General features: G+C 65.0%; 18 protein-coding genes. 5 read left to right on the plus strand and 13 right to left on the minus strand.

Annotated elements, in window-relative coordinates:
- Nucleotides 1–84: 84 nt before the first annotated feature.
- Nucleotides 85–1,140, minus strand: coding sequence for a hypothetical protein (locus BM125_RS11630; RefSeq protein WP_092408131.1), 1,056 nt, complete (start codon nucleotides 1,138–1,140; stop codon nucleotides 85–87).
- Between the two features lie 526 nt (nucleotides 1,141–1,666).
- Here BM125_RS11630 and BM125_RS11635 point away from each other — a divergent pair.
- The 4 genes from BM125_RS11635 (at nucleotide 1,667) to BM125_RS11650 (ending at nucleotide 6,605) form a co-directional block, all read left to right on the plus strand.
- On the plus strand, nucleotides 1,667–2,494 hold the full coding sequence (locus tag BM125_RS11635) for a DUF2167 domain-containing protein (RefSeq protein WP_092408133.1): 828 nt from the start codon (nucleotides 1,667–1,669) through the stop codon (nucleotides 2,492–2,494).
- Nucleotides 2,491–3,258 (plus strand): hypothetical protein, encoded by a 768-nt coding sequence (locus tag BM125_RS11640; protein WP_092408135.1) that lies wholly within the window; start codon nucleotides 2,491–2,493, stop codon nucleotides 3,256–3,258. The genes BM125_RS11635 and BM125_RS11640 overlap by 4 nt, the downstream gene beginning before the upstream one ends.
- 242 nt (nucleotides 3,259–3,500) lie before the next feature.
- Nucleotides 3,501–5,174 carry a urocanate hydratase gene (gene hutU, locus BM125_RS11645; protein WP_092408250.1) on the plus strand — a complete coding sequence of 558 codons (1,674 nt, stop codon included), beginning with the start codon at nucleotides 3,501–3,503 and terminating at the stop codon, nucleotides 5,172–5,174.
- Between the two features lie 207 nt (nucleotides 5,175–5,381).
- A complete protein-coding gene (locus BM125_RS11650) occupies nucleotides 5,382–6,605 on the plus strand; it encodes a hypothetical protein (protein WP_092408137.1) in 1,224 nt (407 codons plus the stop codon).
- Here the strand turns inward: BM125_RS11650 and BM125_RS11655 are convergent.
- From BM125_RS11655 to otsB, 7 genes are all read right to left on the minus strand, one after another.
- On the minus strand, nucleotides 6,580–7,491 hold the full coding sequence (locus BM125_RS11655; protein WP_175498048.1) for an alpha/beta fold hydrolase: 912 nt from the start codon (nucleotides 7,489–7,491) through the stop codon (nucleotides 6,580–6,582). The genes BM125_RS11650 and BM125_RS11655 overlap by 26 nt on opposite strands.
- 49 nt (nucleotides 7,492–7,540) lie before the next feature.
- A complete protein-coding gene (locus BM125_RS11660) occupies nucleotides 7,541–8,488 on the minus strand; it encodes a lysylphosphatidylglycerol synthase transmembrane domain-containing protein (RefSeq protein WP_092408139.1) in 948 nt (315 codons plus the stop codon).
- Nucleotides 8,481–9,797: a cardiolipin synthase ClsB gene (clsB, locus tag BM125_RS11665; RefSeq protein ID WP_092408141.1), complete on the minus strand. Its 1,317-nt coding sequence runs from the start codon at nucleotides 9,795–9,797 to the stop codon at nucleotides 8,481–8,483. Before clsB ends, BM125_RS11660 begins: the two co-directional genes overlap by 8 nt.
- Entirely contained in the window at nucleotides 9,794–10,585 is a 792-nt protein-coding gene (locus tag BM125_RS11670) for an endonuclease/exonuclease/phosphatase family protein (RefSeq protein WP_092408143.1), read from the minus strand. Before BM125_RS11670 ends, clsB begins: the two co-directional genes overlap by 4 nt.
- Nucleotides 10,586–10,751: 166 nt before the next feature.
- On the minus strand, nucleotides 10,752–12,119 hold the full coding sequence (locus tag BM125_RS11675) for an alpha,alpha-trehalose-phosphate synthase (UDP-forming) (protein ID WP_092408145.1): 1,368 nt from the start codon (nucleotides 12,117–12,119) through the stop codon (nucleotides 10,752–10,754).
- A 40-nt stretch (nucleotides 12,120–12,159) separates the two neighbouring features.
- Entirely contained in the window at nucleotides 12,160–13,947 is a 1,788-nt protein-coding gene (locus tag BM125_RS11680; RefSeq protein ID WP_092408147.1) for a glycoside hydrolase family 15 protein, read from the minus strand.
- Nucleotides 13,944–14,723, minus strand: coding sequence for a trehalose-phosphatase (otsB, locus tag BM125_RS11685; protein WP_092408149.1), 780 nt, complete (start codon nucleotides 14,721–14,723; stop codon nucleotides 13,944–13,946). The genes BM125_RS11680 and otsB overlap by 4 nt, the downstream gene beginning before the upstream one ends.
- Nucleotides 14,724–14,977: 254 nt before the next feature.
- Here otsB and BM125_RS11695 point away from each other — a divergent pair, with 254 nt between their 5' ends.
- Nucleotides 14,978–15,685 carry a glutathione S-transferase N-terminal domain-containing protein gene (locus tag BM125_RS11695; RefSeq protein WP_092408153.1) on the plus strand — a complete coding sequence of 236 codons (708 nt, stop codon included), beginning with the start codon at nucleotides 14,978–14,980 and terminating at the stop codon, nucleotides 15,683–15,685.
- A gap of 40 nt (nucleotides 15,686–15,725) precedes the next feature.
- Here BM125_RS11695 and BM125_RS11700 read toward each other — a convergent pair whose 3' ends face one another.
- From BM125_RS11700 to BM125_RS11720, 5 genes are all read right to left on the minus strand, one after another.
- Complete coding sequence (locus tag BM125_RS11700) at nucleotides 15,726–16,268, minus strand: DinB family protein (protein ID WP_092408155.1); 543 nt, start codon at nucleotides 16,266–16,268, stop codon at nucleotides 15,726–15,728.
- A 253-nt stretch (nucleotides 16,269–16,521) separates the two neighbouring features.
- Nucleotides 16,522–17,838 carry an amidohydrolase family protein gene (locus BM125_RS11705; RefSeq protein ID WP_092408157.1) on the minus strand — a complete coding sequence of 439 codons (1,317 nt, stop codon included), beginning with the start codon at nucleotides 17,836–17,838 and terminating at the stop codon, nucleotides 16,522–16,524.
- A 131-nt stretch (nucleotides 17,839–17,969) separates the two neighbouring features.
- Nucleotides 17,970–18,365, minus strand: a complete 396-nt coding sequence (locus BM125_RS11710) for an MAPEG family protein (RefSeq protein ID WP_092408159.1) — start codon at nucleotides 18,363–18,365, stop codon at nucleotides 17,970–17,972.
- A gap of 124 nt (nucleotides 18,366–18,489) precedes the next feature.
- Nucleotides 18,490–19,815: a type II toxin-antitoxin system HipA family toxin gene (locus BM125_RS11715; protein WP_092408161.1), complete on the minus strand. Its 1,326-nt coding sequence runs from the start codon at nucleotides 19,813–19,815 to the stop codon at nucleotides 18,490–18,492.
- Nucleotides 19,812–20,162, minus strand: a complete 351-nt coding sequence (locus BM125_RS11720; protein ID WP_092408163.1) for a helix-turn-helix transcriptional regulator — start codon at nucleotides 20,160–20,162, stop codon at nucleotides 19,812–19,814. Before BM125_RS11720 ends, BM125_RS11715 begins: the two co-directional genes overlap by 4 nt.
- Between the last annotated feature and the right edge of the window lie 72 nt (nucleotides 20,163–20,234).

Here is a 20,234-nt window from a genome sequence, read left to right on the forward strand (position 1 = left end):
CGCGATTGTCGCCGATGCACGTGACAGTGCGTCAACCCGCGCGCCCGGAATGGCCGGGTTCGCACGGGGGACAGGTAATCGGGGTCAGTTGTCGAAGCCGTTGGCGAAGATCGTGGCGAGCGGGATCGCGAATGGCGTTCCGATCGTGTTCGGACTGAGGCTCGTGCCGCTCAGTACCTGGACCGGCGTCGCATTGCCGGTCGCGGCGAGGTCGAACGAGATCACTCGATTGGTGGCCGGATTGCCGTTCGCGGCGTAGCCGACCATGATCCGCTGCAGGTCCGCATCGATGCCGAGACCGGACGGATACTGGCCCGAATCGAAACCGAGCTGGGTCGCCGGCCCTTCGATCGTGGCCAGCGGCGCATCGTCGTTCGCGGCGCTGTCGGCAAACACGCGCACCTGGCCGTCGTAGGTGAGGCCGCCATCGTTCGTACTGAAGGTCAGGACGTACAGCCTGTGCTGGACAGGGTCGTGGGCGAGGCCGGCAGCGTTGGCGGTATTGGCACCCTTGAGCACGCGCGTCGGCGTCGCCGCACCGCTGGCCGTGCGTGCGTGGAACACGATCTTGGCCGCGTAAGGCGGGCTGATGTCGTAGTCGACGACCGCCAGTTCGTCACTGTCGGGCAACCAGACCAGGCCGGACGGATTGTTCAGCTGCGTGGGGCCCCCGCCGCCGCCCCAGAAGATCTGGCGCAGCTGCGGTACGGCATTGCCATCACCGTGCAGCGGGTAGGTGAAGAGGCAGCAGTTGCTGCCGATCACGATCAATTCGTCGTGGATCGGGATCGGTACGTTGGCGCGTGCCTGGCCGAGGCTGGGCGGATTGATCACGCGCAACGGCGCTACGTTGCCGCTGGCGAATGCGTCGAATACGCGGATCGCGGACCCATAGAAGTCCGAGACATAGACCAGCCCCTCGACCGATTCGTAGCTCGCGGACGACGAGTCGGAGATGGTCGTGGCGGCACCGGAGATCTCGCGGATCGGCGTCGCCGGATCCTGGGCATTGGCGGCAAACTGGCGGATCCAGTGGCTACCGCCATTCGGCGGATAGCCACCGATGACCAGCTCTGACCGCGCCGGCGCGGAGGCGATAGCGCCAACCAGGATCAGTGCGATGAAAGGCGCGGTGCGCATCGATCAGACTCCATGAACGTGAATTGCTCTCCCATACGAGATTCCGTGCCAAAAACCTTAAGCCGCCGCTGGTCGGATCGCGCGATCGCCACGACACCCGGTTCCCTGCGGATCCCGACGCGCATGCTCAGACAGACGGGACTTTTGCGGTAGGCAAGATAAAGCGCAACGCTGCAGGGGCCGGCTATCCTGTTGATTGATCGCGAGAAAGCTGACACCGGCACCCGTCCAGGCAAGCCGCGTCCGCTCAAAGCGGCCGCATTCACAGGGCGGCACGCGGATCAATGGGCGGCGGTCGGCCCGGGGCCGCCCGGGGGGCTAGCCGGTGCTGCAGGGACACGCCGGAGGCTGCCCAGGTGGTGGCTCGCCGTGCCTGCCGGGCGCCGCGGCCTGGATGAAGACAGGGCGCCATGCGATTGCTATTCTCGGCTGCGGGGAACCTCGGATTTCGTGACACCAGTGCGACTCCGTGCGCTGCTGTTTCGCGTGCGTTCCCGGACCCGCCAACGACATAGGAAGTTGACCGATGAAGAATCCGATTCTCTCCGCACTCGCGCTCATCAGCCTCACCCTGTCCCCCCTCGCATTGGCCCAGGCCGAAGACGAGGGCAGCAGTCCGATCGCCTCCTTGCCCTGGCATGTGGGGCCGGCCCAGGAACGCGTTGGCGCGGAAGCCACGCTGAAGACCGGTGAAGACCTCGCCTTCCTCGACGAAGCAAACAGCCGACGCTTCCTCGAATTGACCGGAAACATTCCACAGGACGATCTCTATATCGTCGCCTCGCAGAAGGAAGACTGGTGGGCGACGTTTGCATTCGACCCGATGGGCTTCGTCAAGGACGACGAGAAGATCGATGCCGATGAATTGCTCGCCTCGCTCAAGAGCAGCGACGAGGACTCGAACCGCGAGCGCAAGCGTCTCGGCATTCCGGCCCTGTACACCGACGGATGGGCGGTGCCGCCGCACTACGATGCCGGTTCGAAGCGACTGGAATGGGGGCTTCGCCTGCGCACCGAGGGACAGCCCGTGGTCAACTACACGGTGCGCATCCTGGGCCGCAAGGGCGTCATGAATGCGACCCTGGTCGCCGATCCGGAAACGCTGCAGGCCGACGTGAAGTCGTTCAAGGCCTCCCTGGCTGGCTTCGAGTTCAACTCCGGCCAACGCTACGCGGAATTCCGTGAAGGCGACCGCGTCGCCGAATACGGTCTCGCTGCCCTGGTCGTTGGCGGGGCCACGGCCGTGGCTGCGAAAACCGGCCTGCTGGCGAAATTCTGGAAGCTGATCGTGGTCGGTTTCGTCGCCCTCGGCGGCGTGATCAAGCGACTGTTCGGCAGGACCGGCAAGCGTTGACCGCGCTGGATCCGACCTATCCGCTGCTGGTTCTCGCGATTGGCCTGATCTACCTGCTCGATGGTCTGGTCCTCCTTTACGTCAACGAGGCCGTGGTCGAGGCGAACGGTGACGTCTGGCGAGTACAGTTCGGCACGCGCCAGACCTGGATACGCGGGCGTCGGATTCATCTGCTGAATCCGTTTGCTCCATTGCAACGCTGCTATAGAGCGAGCTGGCGTGTCGATGATGCGCGGACCGGCGGCACTGCGCGCGAGGAGGGCGCGCCGCCGCTGCCAGCCGGCGCCCCGGATACGCGTCTGCTCGATCCATGGGTCCGCACAACGGCGCTGGTCGTGCTCGTGCTGCTGCCGCTCGGCATCCTGTTCTGGGGCGCGCTGGGCGTCCTTGCCGGTTTCGCCCTGGCCTGGGTCTCCGCCGCTGCGCTCGTGGTCCGCTTCGCTCGCCTGAGCAAGGGGATCGGAATCGGCAGGGGCGATTTCATCCTGCTGGCCTTCGAGTGCATCGCGTGCCCGCCGTGCGCGATCAATCTCGTGCGCAAGCTGTCCCTGCGCGTGCAGGTCGGCGAGGACCTCGTCGCATTCCTTCAGGGCTCGACGCCGGAGGATGCCTGTCGCGCCTGGTCGCGCATCCGCGAGGACGTCGATGCGCGGCTGGCCGGCATGGACGAAGACGACCCTGCGCATGCGCGCACGGTCCGTTATCGGGCGCTACTCGATGAGCACCTCGCAGGCCTGGCCGAAGGCGCCGGAGGATCCGCATGAGTGCACAGGAAGTGGTGATGATCCTGCTCTGCCTCGGCATCGGCTACTGGATCGGCAGCAAGTACATGCAGGGGCCGAAGCAGCCGCCGCGCGCGGGCAAGTCCGAGGCCGCCGGCGCCTGGCGCGATCGCCTGGACGAGAGCCTCGAGTCGGATACCGGAACGGATGTACCGCCGGATCACCGAGAAATCGGAACGCCGGATCAGGCAAAATCAGCGTCTTCACCGATTCTGGAGAACACGATGTCGACGGCCACCTCGCGAAAGGACTCGAGCCGGACCATTCGCGCCCCGCGCGGTTCCGAACTTCATTGCCGCAGCTGGCTGACCGAAGCCCCGTTTCGCATGCTGCAGAACAATCTCGACCCCGAGGTGGCCGAGAACCCGGCCGAACTGGTCGTCTATGGCGGCATCGGCCGGGCAGCGCGCAACTGGGAGTGCTATGACGCGATCCTCGCTGCACTGCGCGAACTCGGCGACGACGAGACCCTGCTGGTCCAGTCCGGCAAGCCGGTCGGCGTGTTCCCGACCCATGCCGATGCGCCGCGCGTGCTGATCGCCAATTCGAACCTCGTGCCGCATTGGGCGACCTGGGAGCATTTCAACGAGCTCGATCGCAAGGGCCTCATGATGTACGGCCAGATGACGGCTGGTTCGTGGATCTACATCGGCTCCCAGGGCATCGTCCAGGGCACCTACGAAACCTTCGTCGAGATGGGCCGACAGCACTACGCCGGCGATCTGACGGGCAAGTGGATCCTGACCGCGGGACTCGGCGGCATGGGCGGCGCGCAGCCCCTGGCCGCAAGCCTGGCTGGCGCCAGTTCGCTCAACATCGAGTGCCAGCAGCGCTGCATCGATTTCCGCCTGCGCACGCGCTACGTCGACGAGCAGGCCTCCGACCTCGACGACGCGCTGGCACGGATCGCCCGCTACACGAAATCGGGCCAGGCCAAGTCGATCGCCCTGCTCGGCAACGCGGCCGAAATCCTGCCCGAACTGGTCCGTCGCGGCGTCAGGCCGGACGCGGTAACCGACCAGACCAGCGCCCATGATCCCGTCCACGGCTATCTGCCGATCGGCTGGAGCGTCGAGCAGTGGCTCGACGAACAGAAGGTCAATCCCGACAAGGTGCGCGACGCGGCCAAGAAATCGATGCGCGTGCACGTGGAAGCCATGCTCGCATTCGCGGCGCGGGGCATTCCGACTTTCGACTACGGAAACAACATCCGCCAGATGGCCAAGGACGAAGGCTGTGCCAATGCCTTCGATTTCCCCGGATTCGTGCCGGCCTATGTGCGTCCGCTATTCTGCCGCGGCATCGGCCCGTTCCGCTGGGTGGCGCTGAGCGGCGACCCCGAGGACATCTACAAGACCGACGCCAAGGTCAAGGAATTGATTCCCGACGATGCGCACCTGCACAACTGGCTCGACATGGCGCGCGAGCGCATCAGCTTCCAGGGCCTGCCGGCACGTATCTGCTGGGTCGGCCTCGGCCAGCGCCACAAGCTCGGCCTGGCGTTCAACGAGATGGTCCGCAACGGCGAACTGAAGGCCCCGGTCGTGATCGGACGCGACCATCTCGACTCCGGCAGCGTGGCCAGTCCCAATCGCGAAACCGAGGCCATGCGGGACGGCAGCGATGCGGTCAGCGACTGGCCGCTGCTCAACGCCATGCTCAACGTGGCCGGTGGCGCGACCTGGGTCTCGCTGCATCATGGCGGCGGCGTCGGCATGGGGTATTCGCAGCATTCCGGCGTCGTCATCGTTTGCGACGGGACCGAAGCGGCGGACCGGCGTCTTGCCCGCGTGCTCTGGAACGATCCGGGCACCGGGGTCATGCGCCATGCAGATGCCGGTTACGAGATCGCCAAGGCGTGCGCAAAGGAACAGGGTCTCAAGCTGCCGATGGCATGACCGCGGGTCCAATGAGGCGCAAGCGCGCCGGCCCTGGCAGCTGGCTCTTTCGCCGTGCACGATTACAGCGCCGGACTGGCTAAACGATTTTCCGCCGCGCCGCATCCATGTGCTTCGGGCCATCCATGCACGGGGAACGTCATGCACATTCGATCAAGGTCTCGCCACCCCCTCATTCGTTGCGGGTGTGCGCTGGCATTCCTGCTGGTGGCCGCTCATGCCGCGTCCGCGGAAAAGCAGGTACCCCCCGCACTGAAGGATGCGTTGACCGAGGTGCGCGCGGACCTGGTCATGTCCGACCAGGGATTTTCGGGGGAGGGTGCCGCCATCCTCGACAGCGCGGTTCGCCAGTCGCGCTTCGTGCTGCTCGGCGAGGATCATTTCTCGCGCGAGATTCCACGCTTCACGGCGAACCTGTGCGACATCATGAAACCCGACGCCTACGCCGTCGAGGCCGGTCCGGAAGCAGCACGGTTCGTGACTTCGGTACTGCGCAGCCCGACCCGCAGGAAGCAGATCGCGGAGCATGCGCGTACCTGGCCCAACAGCATTGCGTTCCTCGACGTCGTCGAGGAAAACGATGCCGCTGCACATTGCGCCGGGGTGTCGCGAAATCCGCGCTTTGCGCTCTGGGGGCTCGACCAGGAGTTCCTCGGCGCGACCGGGACCCTGCTCGAGGCGATGCGCGCGACCCGGCCCGGTCCGGCCGCGCTTGCCGCGATCGCCGACCTGATGGCGCGCGACACACGCATCGTCGAGCAGTCCCGACAGAGCGGCGACCCCGGGCAGCTGTTGCTGCTCAGTGCGACGGAGGCGGACCTGAAACCATTGGCCGACGCCATAACGACCGACGGCAACGACGCAACGCGCCGACTGCTCGATGAACTGCTCGTTTCGCGCCGGATCTATCGACTCAATGCCGAGGGATCACCGGACTCGAACAGCGACCGAGCGCAACTCTTCAAGCAGCACTTCCTGGCCGAGTATGCAGAGACGGCGAAGAAGATCGCGCAGCCACGCATTCTGTTCAAGTTCGGTGACAACCATTCGGGCAAGGGTTTCAGTCCGCTGCAGGTCCGCGATATCGGCAACTTCGTGGCCGAGTTTGCGGACGGCGAAAAAGCCGGCTCCCTGCACATCATGGTGTTTGGCGCGCGCGGCAAGCACGGCGCGTTCGCCGGTTACGACAGGCCACTCAAGGACGAGCCATTCGCGATCACCGATTATCCCGAATATCGCTGGATGGAGCCGGCGGTGGCCGGGATGCTGGCCGACCAGGAAAAGGGCGCGGGGACGACGCTGACCCTCTACGACCTGAGGAAATTGCGCTTTCGCCACATCGACATGCCGCCCGACTGGAAGCGCATCGTATTCAGCTACGACCTGATGGTGCTGATGCCGGAGATCAGCGCCTCGTCCCTGATCCGTTAGTGGCATCCGTCGATGGCTCGACGGATGAGTTGAGCGGCGCAAAGGTTCGTGACGGCTCGCGTGCCCCTCGCGCTGCGTCGACGCGCGCGCCCGCGGCGCGGTCGAGCAGCGTGCCCGCAGCACGAAGCCACAGGTCCCAATCGTGACGACCAGGCAATGCCAGGACGTGATCGGCGGGCAGGGCCGGAGCCATCAACCCGATCGGCGTGCGAAATGGTTCCTCGGTCCCGTAGCTGAGCCAGATCGCCTGCGCGCGGACCGCGTGGTCCTGCCAACTTTTGAGTGTGCGCCAGAGTTCACGTTGGAAGGTGTCGGGCCCAAGCGCCTGGTGCGGGCCCGGTTTCCACTTCGCGAGTCCGCCGGCATTGCGGATTTCGTCCTGCAGCGCTGCCTCGCCGAGGTAAGGAGAAAGCAGCAGGATGCCGTCGGTCTCGCCAGGGTGTTCGTGCTCGTAGAGAATCGCGCCCATTCCGCCCAGCGAGATGCCCAGCAGCCAGATCTCACGGTAGCCTCGCTCACGCATCGGGGCGACGACCTCGTCGTGCAATCGTGTCGTCGCGCGACCCTCTTTGTAGAACGGCATGGTCAGCCCGGTAAGGATCACGTCGGCCTCGGGCCAGTGCCGCTGGATCACGGCGGCCAGGTTGCGGCGTTGTAGCGAGTCGAGGTCGTCACCGCGACCGGGCAGCACGATCACGGCGCGATGGGCAGCTGACGGCGCCGCGACCGTCGCGGTCGGGATCGGACGACTCACGTCGCCACCGGCCGCGCAGCCGCCAAGGACCAGAACCAGCAGCGTGCCCAGGAGAAACGGAGTGATTCTTGCAGTCATGGGAATCCTCGGCGTCGGCCGCAAACCCCGGCCTGTGCCGATGGTGATCGGCAAACACCTGCAGGGCAATCGCCGCGGCCCTGGTGAGCCGGTTCGGGTTGGGTCATGAGCGTACGCCTGTCCCGTGCTTGCCGCGCCACTCAAGGACGAGCGCGACGCCCAGGCCGAGCAGCAGTGGCAGCAGGTAGTGGACGCAGCGGTAGGCGAGCAGGGCCGCAAGCACATGGCCCTGGCCGAGCGTCGAACCGAGCGAGGACAGCATGACTGCCTCGGTAACGCCGAGTCCGGCCGGGATGCGGACGATCAGTCCGGCCACCGCCGACACCAGCAGCGAAACGAGGACGACGCGGTAGTCCGCATCGCCCATCAGCAGCGCCAGCGAGGCGGCTGAAAGGAGCCACACCGGTGTGGCCAGGACCGCCTGCAGTCCGGCGATGCGTGCCTTGGGCAGGTGCAGCTCGGCACCCCGGATGCGCCAGCTCCGGCCGGAGCCGCGCCAGCAGATGCCGAGATAGAACAGCCAGCAGCAAACCGCAGCGACGCCGATCGCGCGCGCGGCGCCGGGTCCGACTGGCCAGGCTGCGGGTACTGATCCGGGCCACACGACGAGGGCTGTGCCAAGGACCAGCAAATAACCCGACCAGTTCGTCAGCAGGTTGAAGGCGACGGCCGAAGCGGCCCGGGCGGGCGCTATGCTGCGGGCCGCATAGAGACGCACCCTCAAGGCGAGCGCGCCGATGGTCGCACCGAGGGTCAGGTTGCAGGCATAGCTGGCAAATCCGATCGCGCAGACTGTCCGGCGAGGCAGCGAAATTCCCACCTGGCGCGCCGCCAGCCATTCAAAGCCTGCGTACAGTGCGTAGGTCGCGAGGCTGCAGGCCGTGGCCGTCGCCAGCCGCGACGGCGACAGGGCCAGCAGCGACTTGCGCGCGTCGGCCCAATCCAGATCGCGCGCAATCAGGATGAGCAGCACGCCGACGGCGATATACAGAGCGGCCACGCCCGCCCGGATCAACCATTGCCGGCGTCGCGACCTCGCGTGTTCAGGCATGCTGACCCTGCCTGTGCCGATCGGTTTCGACTGCAGTCGTCGGCGCCGTGTCCTGGTCCGCTTCTTGCGCGGGCTCGTCCCGGCGTGCCGCCTCGGGCGATTCCGCAACGGATCCGGGCATCGGGTAGTCCTCGGCCAGTTCCCGCGAGTTGCGCGAGACTCGGAGGATGCTCGCCTCGCCTGCACTGAATGATCGGGCGAAGCGTGGGAAATAGCGAAGGAAGTGAAACAGGACGACGCCGAGCAGCGGCCGGAACCACCGGCCGGCAGACATGGCTTCGTCACCCACGGGCCGGCATTGCCCGTCCGCCAGCCCTTGCAGTTTTTCGTGCAGCGCCTTGTTCAGGGCTCGGTCCCTGGCGACGATATTGGCCTCGAGGTTCAACCACAGGCTCAGCGGATCGAGATTGCTCGAGCCAATCGTGACCCATTCGTCATCGACCAGCGCGACCTTTCCGTGGAACGGGCGAGCGCAGTACTCGAAGACCTCGACGCCGGCGGGAAGCAGGTAGCGATACAGAGAACGGGTCCCTGCGGCGACGCTCGGCATGTCGGGCTGGCCCTGCATGATCAGGCGCACCGAAACGCCGCGTCGTGCGGCATTGCGCAGCTCCCTGAGCAGCCGGTAGCCGGGCAGGAAATAGGCATTGGCAATCACGATGCGCTTGCGTGCGTTGCGGATGGCTTCGCGATAGTGGCGCTCGATGTCGTGGCGATGGCTTCGGTTGTCGCGCTCGATGAACGCGACGCAGGCGTCGCCGTCGGCCGCGGCGTCGCCAGGCGGCGGATCATTTTCCGGTTTTTTCGAGAGCAACGCGCGGGATGAGCGCAGGATGTCGGCGACCACGGGTCCGGTCACTTCGACCGCATAATCCTGTTTGGCATCGGCGCCGGAGTCGGCCAGATGATCCTCCGAGAAGTTGATGCCGCCGACGTACGCGACGCGCTCGTCGACGATGACGATCTTGCGATGCAGGCGCCGAAACAGATTGGTGCGGAAACCCAGCAGTCGCCGGCGCGGATCGAAGACGTGGACGCGGACACCGGCCTCGACCAGCGAGCCCAGGAACTCCGCCGAGAACGAGGGTGACCCGTAGCCGTCGACGAGCAGGTCGACCAAGGCGCCGGCGTCGGCGGCTTCGATCAGCGCACGGCGCAGTTGCTCGCCGACGGGATCCTCGAACAGGATGAAGGTCTCGACGATGACGGATCTGCGCGCATTCCGAATCGTTTCGAATGCGCGCGGATAGTATTCCTCGCCATTCTCGAGGAGTCGGACCGCGTTGCCTTCGCGCCACCGCGTCTTCACAGGCTCACCTGGGAAAAGAGGGGCACATGGTCGGAAAGGTGCGGCCACGGTGCGGTCTTGAGCACGTGCGCCTGTTCGATGCGAACTCCGCGCACGTAGATGCGGTCGAGCTTGAGCAGGGGCAGGCGCCCGGGAAAGGTCCTGGCGCTGGCCCGGGTGTGCTCCTTGAACACATCGCGGGTGCCGATCGGTTCCAGGATGCCGGTCGCACGTTCGCGCCAGTCATTGAAATCTCCAGCGATGATCAGCGCCGCATCATCCGGAACGCGTGAGTTCACGTGCTCGGAAAGTTGCCGAAGCTGCGCGCTGCGATCCCTTTCGGTCAGGCCGAGATGAACGCAGTAGGCATAGACATCGCGATCGACGGGCGGCACCTGGATGCGGCAGTAGAGAATGCCGCGTCGCTCCACCTTGCGTACCGAGACATCGATGTTCTCATGCTCGACGATCGGATACTTCGACAGCAACGCGTTGCCGTGGTCGCCATCCTGGTAGACGGCGTTGCGTCCGTAGGCGAATTGCGGCCACATCGAGTCGGCTAGGTATTCGTACTGCGGACGTTCGGGCCAATGCGCCCAACGACGGGCGTGTCCTTCGTGTTCACCGTGGACTTCCTGGAGGAATACGAGGTCGGCCCGGGTGCTGCGAACGGCGTCCCTCAGTTCGGGGAGCACGAACGCGCGATTGAAGGCGGTGAAGCCCTTGTGCGTGTTGATCGTCAAAACGCGCAGGGTGTGGCGCGCGTCGATGTGCGCATCGGGATGCGTTTCGGGAGCTGCGGAAATCATCGCTACAGTGTTGCCGATCGATGATGAATTCACCGTGTCTCGATGGCGAGGTCCGTGCATATCGCAGGCAACATCGAGCGGAGCAGACCCGGGGCGCGCTCGATTTCCGTACGCATGCAAGCATGGTGAAGGCGCAGCAAGCCGTTAATGCGCAGTCAGCGAGCCTTCACGAATCGAGCAGCACGTCGAGGAAGGACTCCCGCCAGTCGACGATCGTATGCTGTCGCAGGTGGGCACTCATCGCTTGCCAGCGCCGCCTGCGCTCCTCGATCGGCATCTCGAGCGCGGCGTGGATCGCGTTCGACGTGTCGTCCGCATCGTATGGATTCACCAGCAATGCATCCGTCAGTTCGCGGGCAGCCCCTGCAAACCGGGACAGCACGAGCACGCCGGGGTCCTCGGCGGATTGTGCAGCAACATATTCCTTGGCTACCAGGTTCATGCCGTCGCGCAGCGGTGTGACCAAGCCTACGCGTGCACTGCGATAGAAACCGGCCAGATTGGCCTGGTGGAAGCTGCGATTGATGTAGCGGATCGGCATCCAGTCCGGCTCCGCATAGCGGCCATTGATGGCCCCGGCCAGTTGTTCGAGCCGTGCGCGCAACTCCTGGTATTCGGGGACGTCACCGCGCGTCACCGGCGCGATCTGCATCATTGAAAGCTGGCCGCGGTGTTGCGGGTAGCTATCGAGAAAGTGGGCGAACGCCTCGAAGCGTTCGGGCAGGCCTTTCGAATAGTCGAGTCGGTCGACACTGATGGCCAATTCGCGCCCGCTCAGGCTGTCGACCAGGCTCCGGTGCGCCTTGCTGGTCCTGGCCAGGTCGGCGTTGCGCGAAATCAGCCCGGGATCGATGCTGATCGGGAACGCCATGCAGCGGAACCGGTGGCCATCGGAGAGCGAGACCATGCCCGAATCGTCGCAGGTCGCGCCCCACTCGCGTCCGCTGTATTCGCAGAGTGCGCGCTGGTCGGAATCGGTCTGCGTGCCGACGAGATCATAGGCGCAAAGGGTCTTCAGCAGTGGCCGATGGCCGGGCAGCATCATCAGCACCTCGGGCGATGGAAAGGGCACATGCAGGAAGAAGCCGATCCGGGCCTTGATGCCGAGGGCGCGCAGTTCCTGGCCGAGCGGGATCAGATGGTAGTCATGCACCCAGATCGTATCGTCGCTGCGCAATTGCGGCGCCAGCAGTTCGGCGAAGCGGCGGTTCACGGCCCGGTATCCGCTGAGGTTCTCGCGCCTGAAATCGAGCAGGTCGGGGCGATAATGGAGCAGCGGCCAGAGCGTGCGGTTGGAAAATCCCTGGTAGTAGGTCGAATACTCCGATTCCGAGAGATCGGTCAACGCGTAGTCGATTTCTCCGATGCGTTCGCGCGAGACCCCGGCCGGCACGTCGGAAACCACGTTGCCACTCCAGCCGAACCAGAGACCACCGTGTTCGTTGAGTGCCGAATTGAGCGCGGAGGCAAGCCCGCCGGCGCGCGTCTCGCGCGGTTTCGACACGCGATTGGAGACGATGACGAGTCGGGTCATGGCCGGTCGATCCGTCTCTGTACCGGTGGCCTGGCGGCGATCAAAGCAGTTCCTCCCAGCTTCGGGAAAGTCGCATGGCGGAATTGATCAGGCCGACCATCGAGTAGGTCTGGGGATAGTTTCCCCACAGCTCGCCGGTTTCGGTGGCAATGTCCTCTGAGAGCAGGCCGAGCGGATTCCGGTGCGCGAGCAGGCCCTCGAACAGTTCGCGTGCCTGTTCGACGCGGCCCGTTGCGGCGAGCGCATCGACGTACCAGAAATTGCATACGGTGAAGCTCGTTTCGGGGACGCCGAAGTCGTCCGGCGCGATGTATCGATACAGGCGGCCGCTGCGCGACAGCTCGCGGCCGATCGCATCGACGGTGGCCACGTAGCGTGGGTCGTTGGCGGAGACGAAGCCCAGTTCCGAGAGGAGCAGCAGGCTGGCATCGAGGTGCTCGCCGCCGAAGGCATCGACGAAGTGTCCGCGTTGCGGGTCGACGCAGCGGGCCAGGATTGTTTCGCGGATCGTCTGCGCGCGCTGGCGCCAGAATTCCGCGCGATCGCCAAGCTTCAGTTGTGCGGCGATGCGTGCCAGGCGGTCGCAGGTCGCCCAGCACATGGCGCTCGAGTAGGTGTGCACCGCTTCACGACCGCGGAACTCCCAGATGCCGGCATCAGGCTTGTCGTGGGCCAGCCAGGCCGATTCGCCGGCCGGCTCGAGCCAGTGAAACGCCGCCGCATCGCCGGGACGGGCCAGGCGCCGATCGAAAAAGAGCTGGGTAACGGCGAGGACAACGCTGCCATGGACGTCGTGCTGGACCTGCCGCCAGGCATCATTGCCGACCCGCACCGGGCCCATGCCACGATAGCCGGACAGCGCCGTCGCCTCGGACTCGAGCAACTCGCGCTCGAAGTGGATTCCATACACGGGCGTCAGCGCTGTATCCGAGGCGGCCAGGTTGAACAGGTAGCGCGCGTATTCCTCCATGCTGCGCGTCGCGCCAAGCCGGTTCAGCGCGCGCACGACAAAGGCCGCGTCGCGCAACCAGCAATAGCGGTAGTCCCAGTTGCGCACGGTGTGCGGCGCTTCGGGAATCGATGTCGTCATCGCCGCAACGATGGCGCCGGTGCCTTCATGCTGGCAAAGCTTGAGGGTGATCGCGGCGCGGATCACCGCGTCCTGCCATTCCGCCGGGATCGACAGATAGCGCACCCACTCATGCCAGTATTCAAGTGTCGAACGCGTCATCTGCCCGGCCAGTTGCGCCGGCTGCTCGGTGACCGGTTCGTCCTGGCCCATGATGAAATGGATCTCCCGGTCGAGCAGGAAGGGGACTTCCTCGAGCAGCATCGGCAGGGAGGCATCCGTGGTGATGCGCAACACCGTGTCGCCGAGCAGGTAGCGGATATGGTTGGATCCCGAGCTGCGTTCCGGGACCCGCTCGCCATAGCCGCACAACGGTCGCAACCGGACCCGGATGCGCGGAGAACCTGAGATCGGGCGCAGGCTGCGCACGAAGCCCATGGGATGGAACACCCGGCCGAACTGCTTGTATCGAGGGGCTAGGTCACGCACCTCTAGGCAGCTGCCATCCTCGGCGAACAGTCGCGTAGAGAGTACGGCGCTATTGTCGACGTAGGCCTGCGTGCTGCGTGTGTATCCTTCGAGGCAGACGTCGAACATCCCGGAATCGGCGATCTTCGGTTCGAGCAGGCTGCAGAACGCGGGGTCGCCATCGAACGTGGGGAAGCAGGCCCAGACCATCGCGGCGCGCTCGTCGATCAGCGCGCTGACGGTGCCATTGCCGACCAGGCCGAGATTGAGATTGCGGTTTTCCGATTTCATGACGGCGTGTTTCCCGGAGTCGTTTCGAGGCTGACGATCATCCGCCCAAGCCAGCGCCGAACCGCCTTCGGATCGGCCAGCGCAGCGCGTGCCGCGGTAGGCCTCCGGCCTCCGACCACGACGCTCGAGCCGCCGAGACGATTGACGTACTCGAACGCATGTTCGTCGGTGTAGTCGTCGCCGATAAACCAGGGTTTGCGACCGCGAAACGGGGCAGACTCCATCAGTCGCTGCACGGCAGTTCCCTTGTCGATACCGGCCGGTTTCAGCTCGATCACGCAATTACCTTTCTGCAATCCGAACCCGGAGCCGGCGATACGCTGCAGATCGTAGGCAATCTGTTCGACTTCCTCGCGCCTTTCCGGACGCTTGCGAAAGTGCAGGGCGACCGAAGACCCCTTGTCCTCGACCAGCAGCCCCTCGCGATCGCCAAGGCGATGAAGCGCATGACGCACGGCGGCATCGACGATCGGCCGGTGGACCGGAAGTTGCGCGCGTTGCCCGTCGGCGGTGCGCCATTCGCCCCCGTGCAAACCCGCCGCCGCGATTTCCGGGATCCGCACGATGGCATCGAGATCCGCGATGCCGCGTCCGCTGATGATTCCGAGCGCGCCATCGAGCAGGTGGCGAATGCGCAGCAGCATGCGGCGCAGGCCGTCAGGCAGGCACACGAGCGACGGATCGTCTGCAAATGGAACGAGCGTTCCATCAAGGTCGAACAGCAGGGCGGCGTTACGTCCCGGCAGGGCGGGCTTGGACAGGGTCTGATCATCCATTGCTGCATTGTTCCGTCAGCGCCCTGAACCTCGAATGGACAGGCCGTGCACGCGCGCCCGTGTATTGACGAAGGCAGTGACGGCGATCTGATTCTGCGGTCCGATGCAAACGCCCGTCGTTTGAATGGTGTGCCTGTTCGCACCGACACAGCGCCCATCATCGCGGCGCGGCGTTCCGGCTTTGGCCGGGTTGAGTTCCCTCGGCGCGAACACCATGTCCCCCGCTGGTGCATCAGGCAATCAGTGAGGACACCTTGTTCGATCCCTCTCGTTTTCCAATAACTGCGCGATGGCCCGCGCGCCATCCCGAGCGCCTGCAGCTGTACAGTTTGAACACGCCGAACGGGGTGAAGGTGTCGATCATGCTCGAGGAGACCGGACTCGCCTACGAGCCGCATCTGGTCGATTTCGCCATCGGTGATCAACGTTCACCGGAATTCCTGAGCCTTAATCCAAATGGAAAGATTCCCGCCATCATCGATCCCGACGGACCGTGCGGTGAGCCGTTGGCGCTATTCGAATCCGGAGCGATCCTCGTCTATCTCGCGGAAAAGACCGGCCAGTTCGTACCTGCCGATTCCGTCAAGCGTTGGGAGACGGTTCAGTGGGTGTTCTTCCAGATGGCCGCTATCGGCCCGATGTTCGGCCAGCTCGGATTCTTCCACAAGTTCGAGGGGAAGGAGTTCGAGGACAAGCGCCCGCTCGAACGCTACGTGGCCGAAACAAAGCGCCTGCTCGGCCTGCTCGACGACCGCCTCGCGACGCGCCAATGGATCATGGGCGACGACTACACGATCGCCGACATCGCCATGATCGGACCGGTGCGAAATCTCATCACCTTCTACGATGCACGTGACCTGGTCGGGTTCGATCGATTCGTCCATGTCGGGCGTTGGCTCGAGCGCGCACTGGAAAGGCCGGCGGTGCAGCGCGGCCTGATGATCCCGAGCCGCAAGGCCTGATTCCAGCATCGTCCAATCGAGTTGCGCCGGTAGGCAAGGCTCATTGCATTCCCGCTTCGCGAGCCATCGCGACGAGATCGGTGACGCCGACGTCGATGCCGGCCTGGCTGAGCAGGGTCGTGACCTGCCCGCGGTGGTGGGTCTGGTGGTTGAAGAAGTGTGCGATCAGCAAGCCGAGTTCGTTTTCGAAGGCCTGGCCGGCCATCGTCGAGTAGCCCAGGCTCGAGGCACAAACGTCGTCGCTCAGCTCCTCGGCGAAATCGATGATGATGGCATCGATGGAGCGGCGGGCCGCCTCCAGGCTCCCCATGTCGTCATGCAGCGTCTGCCTCAGCGACTCTGGAGCGGCTAGCGATTTCACCGGCACCAGCGAAGGGAAGCGGCGTGGATGACCGGCGAAGCGCTTCAGCCAGATCGTGTCGGCGACCATGATGTGGTTGAGCGTGCCGAACACCGAACCAAAGAACGCTCCACGGTCCTCGAACAGCGCCGCCTCGTCGAGCCGTGACGCGGCGGCGTAGATCTTGGCGTTCATCCACTGGTTGTAGCGCGCCATGCGCCTGAAGTAGCTGCTGATCGTCATCGTGCTCTGCCTGCAAGTCGGGTATGGGGTTCGAGATCGCACTTGCGTGTTTCCGTACACGATGCGCGCAAGGGCCGGTCGCCTTTTCGAGCGACCTCGGAGCCATTCGTTTCCATTGGATTCATTTTGACACGCGTTGCGGGGTCGCTCGCCAGGCAGGTGTGGAGGGCGGTGAAATTTCGGGGGGCGAAGAGACGACATCCGACCGCTGTCGACGTCGCCCGCGCGGTCGACGGGTGGTGCTGGCGACAGCCTATTGCGGCTGCACGATCTTGCCAGCGCGTACGGTGAAACGGATATGGCTGGTGTTATGGATGTCGGCGAGCGGGTCGGCGTCGAGGACGACGAGGTCAGCGACCTTGCCGATCTCGAGGGTGCCGTGGGTCTTTCCGCGACCAAGCGCGATCGCGCCGTTCTGCGTCGCTGCAACGATCGCCTGCATCGGCGTGAAGCCCGCGGCCTCGACCAGCAAGGCCAGTTCCTCGTGGGTGTGCGGCAGTTCGAAATCGTCGCGCGGTTCGAACCAGTCGGTACCGGTGGTGACGCGCACGCCTGCCTCGCGGGCGAGGCGCGTGGCCTGGGCGCCCCACTCGAACGCGGTCTCGGTCCAGTCCATCTTCGGCACCCCGGGGTAGGACTGCATGGCCTTGTAGGCATACAGCGTGGCGTCGAGGGTGGTACCGCGCGCGGCCATTTTACGGTACAGGGCAAGCAGGCGCGGATGGTCGGGCGCCACCGCTTTCCAAGGTCCTTTGGTGCGCATCTGGTAGTCGCCAGGCACGTCATCGACCGCTTCCCAGACCAGGTACGGCGCATGCGCGAGCGAGCCAACGCCGGCCTCGACGAGATCGCTCGGTCGTGCCGGAAACACGGTGGCGTGCGCGGTACTCAGCATGCCCTGGCGGGTCGCTTCGCGAATCAGCCGAGTGGCGAGTTCGGGTGAGAGGTCGCCATAGATCTTGGCATTGGTTGCTCCGCTGCCTTTGGCCTCGGCGATGATCTGGCGCAGATCGCTTTGTTCGGTAACCACATGCGCCCAGGCGGCCTCGCCGGGTTGGCGATCGGGCGCCAATTCGGCAGTCGGCCCCTGCTTGAAGATGTCGGGTCCGCCGAACATGGCGCTGAAGACCAGGTTCGGCACCAGCAGCTCGCCACGCCCACCGGCGCGTTCGATTTCGGCCAGGGCGCGGGCGTCGCCCCCGAGATCACGGACGCCGGTGATTCCGGCCTTGACCGCACGCAGGAGGAAGCGCTCGGCTTCGCGGTGAGCGTCGGGGAATCTGGCAACGTGGACGTGCGTGTCGATCAGGCCCGGGATCACCCAGGCACCGTCGAGGCCGATCCGGGTCCAGGTTGCGGTGGCTTCCGGCGTAGGCGCCTGCCCCGTTGAATCGATCATGACGATGACACCGTCGCGTGCGATCAGCCGTTGTACGGGGTGTTCGGCGGCGCCGGTGCCGTCGATCAGACGGAAATCGACCAGCTCGAGATATTCGGTGGCCACGACCGGTGCTGGCGTTGCGACTGCCAGCAGGGTCGCCAGGGATGCCACGACATATGAACCGTTCACGTGCGCGCTCCAGGATTCGACTGGTTACGAGTCTTGCGCGGGCCCGGGTGGCGTGCAAGTGGGCCCATGCCGGCACGGGGGCGAAGACCCAGCGAGATGTGTGTGCCATTTGCGGGACACGACACGCGACACTAGATGCCGGTTTGCAGCATGCTCCAGATCGCGCCACCGGCACCGGCCAACAGCAGGGCCAGGATGGGAAGGAAGCTGACCGAGAAGCCGATCGTGCGCGATTTCGGATTGGCCAGATAGGCGCGGAAGTAGAGGATGCGCCCGACCAGGTAGATGGCGATCATGGTGGCGACGAAGTACGCATTCCAATAGGTGGAGGCGATCCAGACCGCCGGAATCAGCACGATCAGCATTTCCAGCGTATTCATGTGGATCCGATAGTAGCGCTCGAACATCTCGTGTCCCGTGGTCGCCGGCGCGGAAACGCCATAACGGCCGCGGGCCGAAGCAACCAGCATGGCAAAGACGATGAACTGGGCAACGGCGAGTATGAGGAGCAGGTTGACTAGGGCCATGGATGATCTTCCTGATGAAGTTGAGTCGGTTCGGTTGGACGGCGGGCGGCGCTCCGCTACAGGTTAGCGGCAAACACCGCGTCTTGGCGCGTGGACTGATGTTCCGACCTCGCCGCGAGCCTCTTCAGTGGTCGCTTTGCTGGCGATCGAGGATGCCGAGCCTGAGGTTGGAGCGGATGGTGTCGCCCCAGGCATCGAGGACTCCAGCCTCGCCGGCGAATTCGTCCCAGCGGCGAACGGCGTCGATCACGTCGGCGAGGATCGCTTCGGCCCGACCGCGTTTCATCGATGCGCCGCGCGCGCATTCGCGGAAATCCTCGATTCCGAAGTGCTCGCGCTTGCCGTTCATCGACATCTGGTGCATCGATGTCCAGACCCCGGCGGGGTTGTAGCTGTAGGTCACGTCGAAGGCCGGCGACAGCGACCAGCGTCCGTCCTTGTCCATCAGGAAGGCGATGTTCTTGACGTGGTCGTCCTGGTTGCGGGCGACGATGTTGAAGGCCATGCGCCGGAACTGCTCTTCGGTGGCCGTCATCGGCAGGCCGAGTTGCCGGATCGCCAGCAGGGCCTGCTCGTAGCTGTATGCGCCGGCCTGGTTGAAATCGTAGTGGGCGAGGGCGGCCAGTGATTGCATGTGCAGTTTGGCGCCTCCTTCGAGTCGGTCGAAGCGCCGGGTCATGAAGTGGCGGCGGCCATTCTCCTCGAGCAACCGGCATTCGCTGATGTCGATGCCGGCGGCGCGGGCCATCAGCGAATAGGCGTATTCGATCGCACCATAGCCCTTGGGATCCTCGAGTTCCTTGTCCTTGTTGCCGCTGACCCCGTCGAACTTGAGGATCCAGTAGCCGAAGCCTGGACCGGCCGCGACCTGGCCGGAACGCACCTCGTCGTTTTCCGGATTCCACGCGATCACGGCCTTGGCCCGGGCGCCGCCGGCCGAGGTGCCCACGCGCAGGATGTCGCGCAGGGCGTCAGCCTTGTCGTCGTCGGCGAAGGAACGATGCAGGCGGTCGCGCTGGGTCAGCACATCGGAGGCGAGTTCGACGAGGGCATCGATCTGCACCTTCCGCGAGGTTCTCGCCCTTGGGCCGCTGGCCGGCGCGAATTCCAGCGCACCCATGCCGCGCGCGCCGATGTAGCAGAGTCGCTCGACCGCATCGAAGCTTTCCGGCGTGCGTCCCTGGGTCGCCAGCCAGGCATCGATCAGCGCGTTGCCGAAGCGATCGGGCAGGGAGTCGGCGAGCAGGCCCGGAAGACCATGGAACGAGATTCGGGCAAGATGCGGAAACGTATACACCAGCTCGGACAATGGCATCATCAGCGGCGCAATTTCGATGCCGCTGCGGGTGAAGCCCGGGGTGTACTGGAACGCGGCCGTGGCCTCGGGACCGTCGACCGACACTGCACCGATCGATCGACCCCACAGCCTGACCTCGGCGACTGTCGTCATCGCTCGTCATTCCATGACCAGCTCTTGCCGGGGTTCGGGGTTTCACGTGCCGAGGAAGCGCGCTGACGCTGCCGGCCCTGCAGCTTGAGCTGGTCGAGCGGACTCGGCGGGGCAGCGGGAATCAGCGCATCGAGGCCAGGCAGCAGCTCCAGGGCGCGCAGGATGCGGATGAAGTTGGAGAGCTGGGTGGATTCGCCAGCCTCGAGCCGCTCGATCGTGCGTTTGGAGACACCCGCAGCGGTTGCCAGATCGGCCTGGGTCAGGTTGCGGTCAAGTCGGTGACGGCTGATTCGCTCTCCGATCGATTCGAGAACACGGGAATCCGACAGGCTCGCGGTGAAGGACATGAGTCACCTCCTGGGACAGAGCAATGGGCGGAATCATCGGAATTCGCCCATGGTGACGATTTATACACCTCT

The organism is Dokdonella immobilis (genome assembly GCF_900115085.1).
GTDB lineage: Bacteria > Pseudomonadota > Gammaproteobacteria > Xanthomonadales > Rhodanobacteraceae > Dokdonella > Dokdonella immobilis.

Coding starts and splice junctions, on each gene's coding strand:
- BM125_RS11635 (WP_092408133.1), top strand. CDS start 1,667: ATGAAGAATCCGATTCTCTCCGCACTCGCGCTCATCAGCCTCACCCTG.
- BM125_RS11670 (WP_092408143.1), bottom strand. CDS start 10,585: ATGATTTCCGCAGCTCCCGAAACGCATCCCGATGCGCACATCGACGCG.
- BM125_RS11715 (WP_092408161.1), bottom strand. CDS start 19,815: ATGACGACAGTCGCCGAGGTCAGGCTGTGGGGTCGATCGATCGGTGCA.
- BM125_RS11680 (WP_092408147.1), bottom strand. CDS start 13,947: ATGAAATCGGAAAACCGCAATCTCAATCTCGGCCTGGTCGGCAATGGC.
- BM125_RS11700 (WP_092408155.1), bottom strand. CDS start 16,268: ATGACGATCAGCAGCTACTTCAGGCGCATGGCGCGCTACAACCAGTGG.
- BM125_RS11675 (WP_092408145.1), bottom strand. CDS start 12,119: ATGACCCGACTCGTCATCGTCTCCAATCGCGTGTCGAAACCGCGCGAG.
- BM125_RS11660 (WP_092408139.1), bottom strand. CDS start 8,488: ATGCCTGAACACGCGAGGTCGCGACGCCGGCAATGGTTGATCCGGGCG.
- hutU (WP_092408250.1), top strand. CDS start 3,501: ATGTCGACGGCCACCTCGCGAAAGGACTCGAGCCGGACCATTCGCGCC.
- BM125_RS11630 (WP_092408131.1), bottom strand. CDS start 1,140: ATGCGCACCGCGCCTTTCATCGCACTGATCCTGGTTGGCGCTATCGCC.
- BM125_RS11720 (WP_092408163.1), bottom strand. CDS start 20,162: ATGTCCTTCACCGCGAGCCTGTCGGATTCCCGTGTTCTCGAATCGATC.
- BM125_RS11710 (WP_092408159.1), bottom strand. CDS start 18,365: ATGGCCCTAGTCAACCTGCTCCTCATACTCGCCGTTGCCCAGTTCATC.
- otsB (WP_092408149.1), bottom strand. CDS start 14,723: ATGGATGATCAGACCCTGTCCAAGCCCGCCCTGCCGGGACGTAACGCC.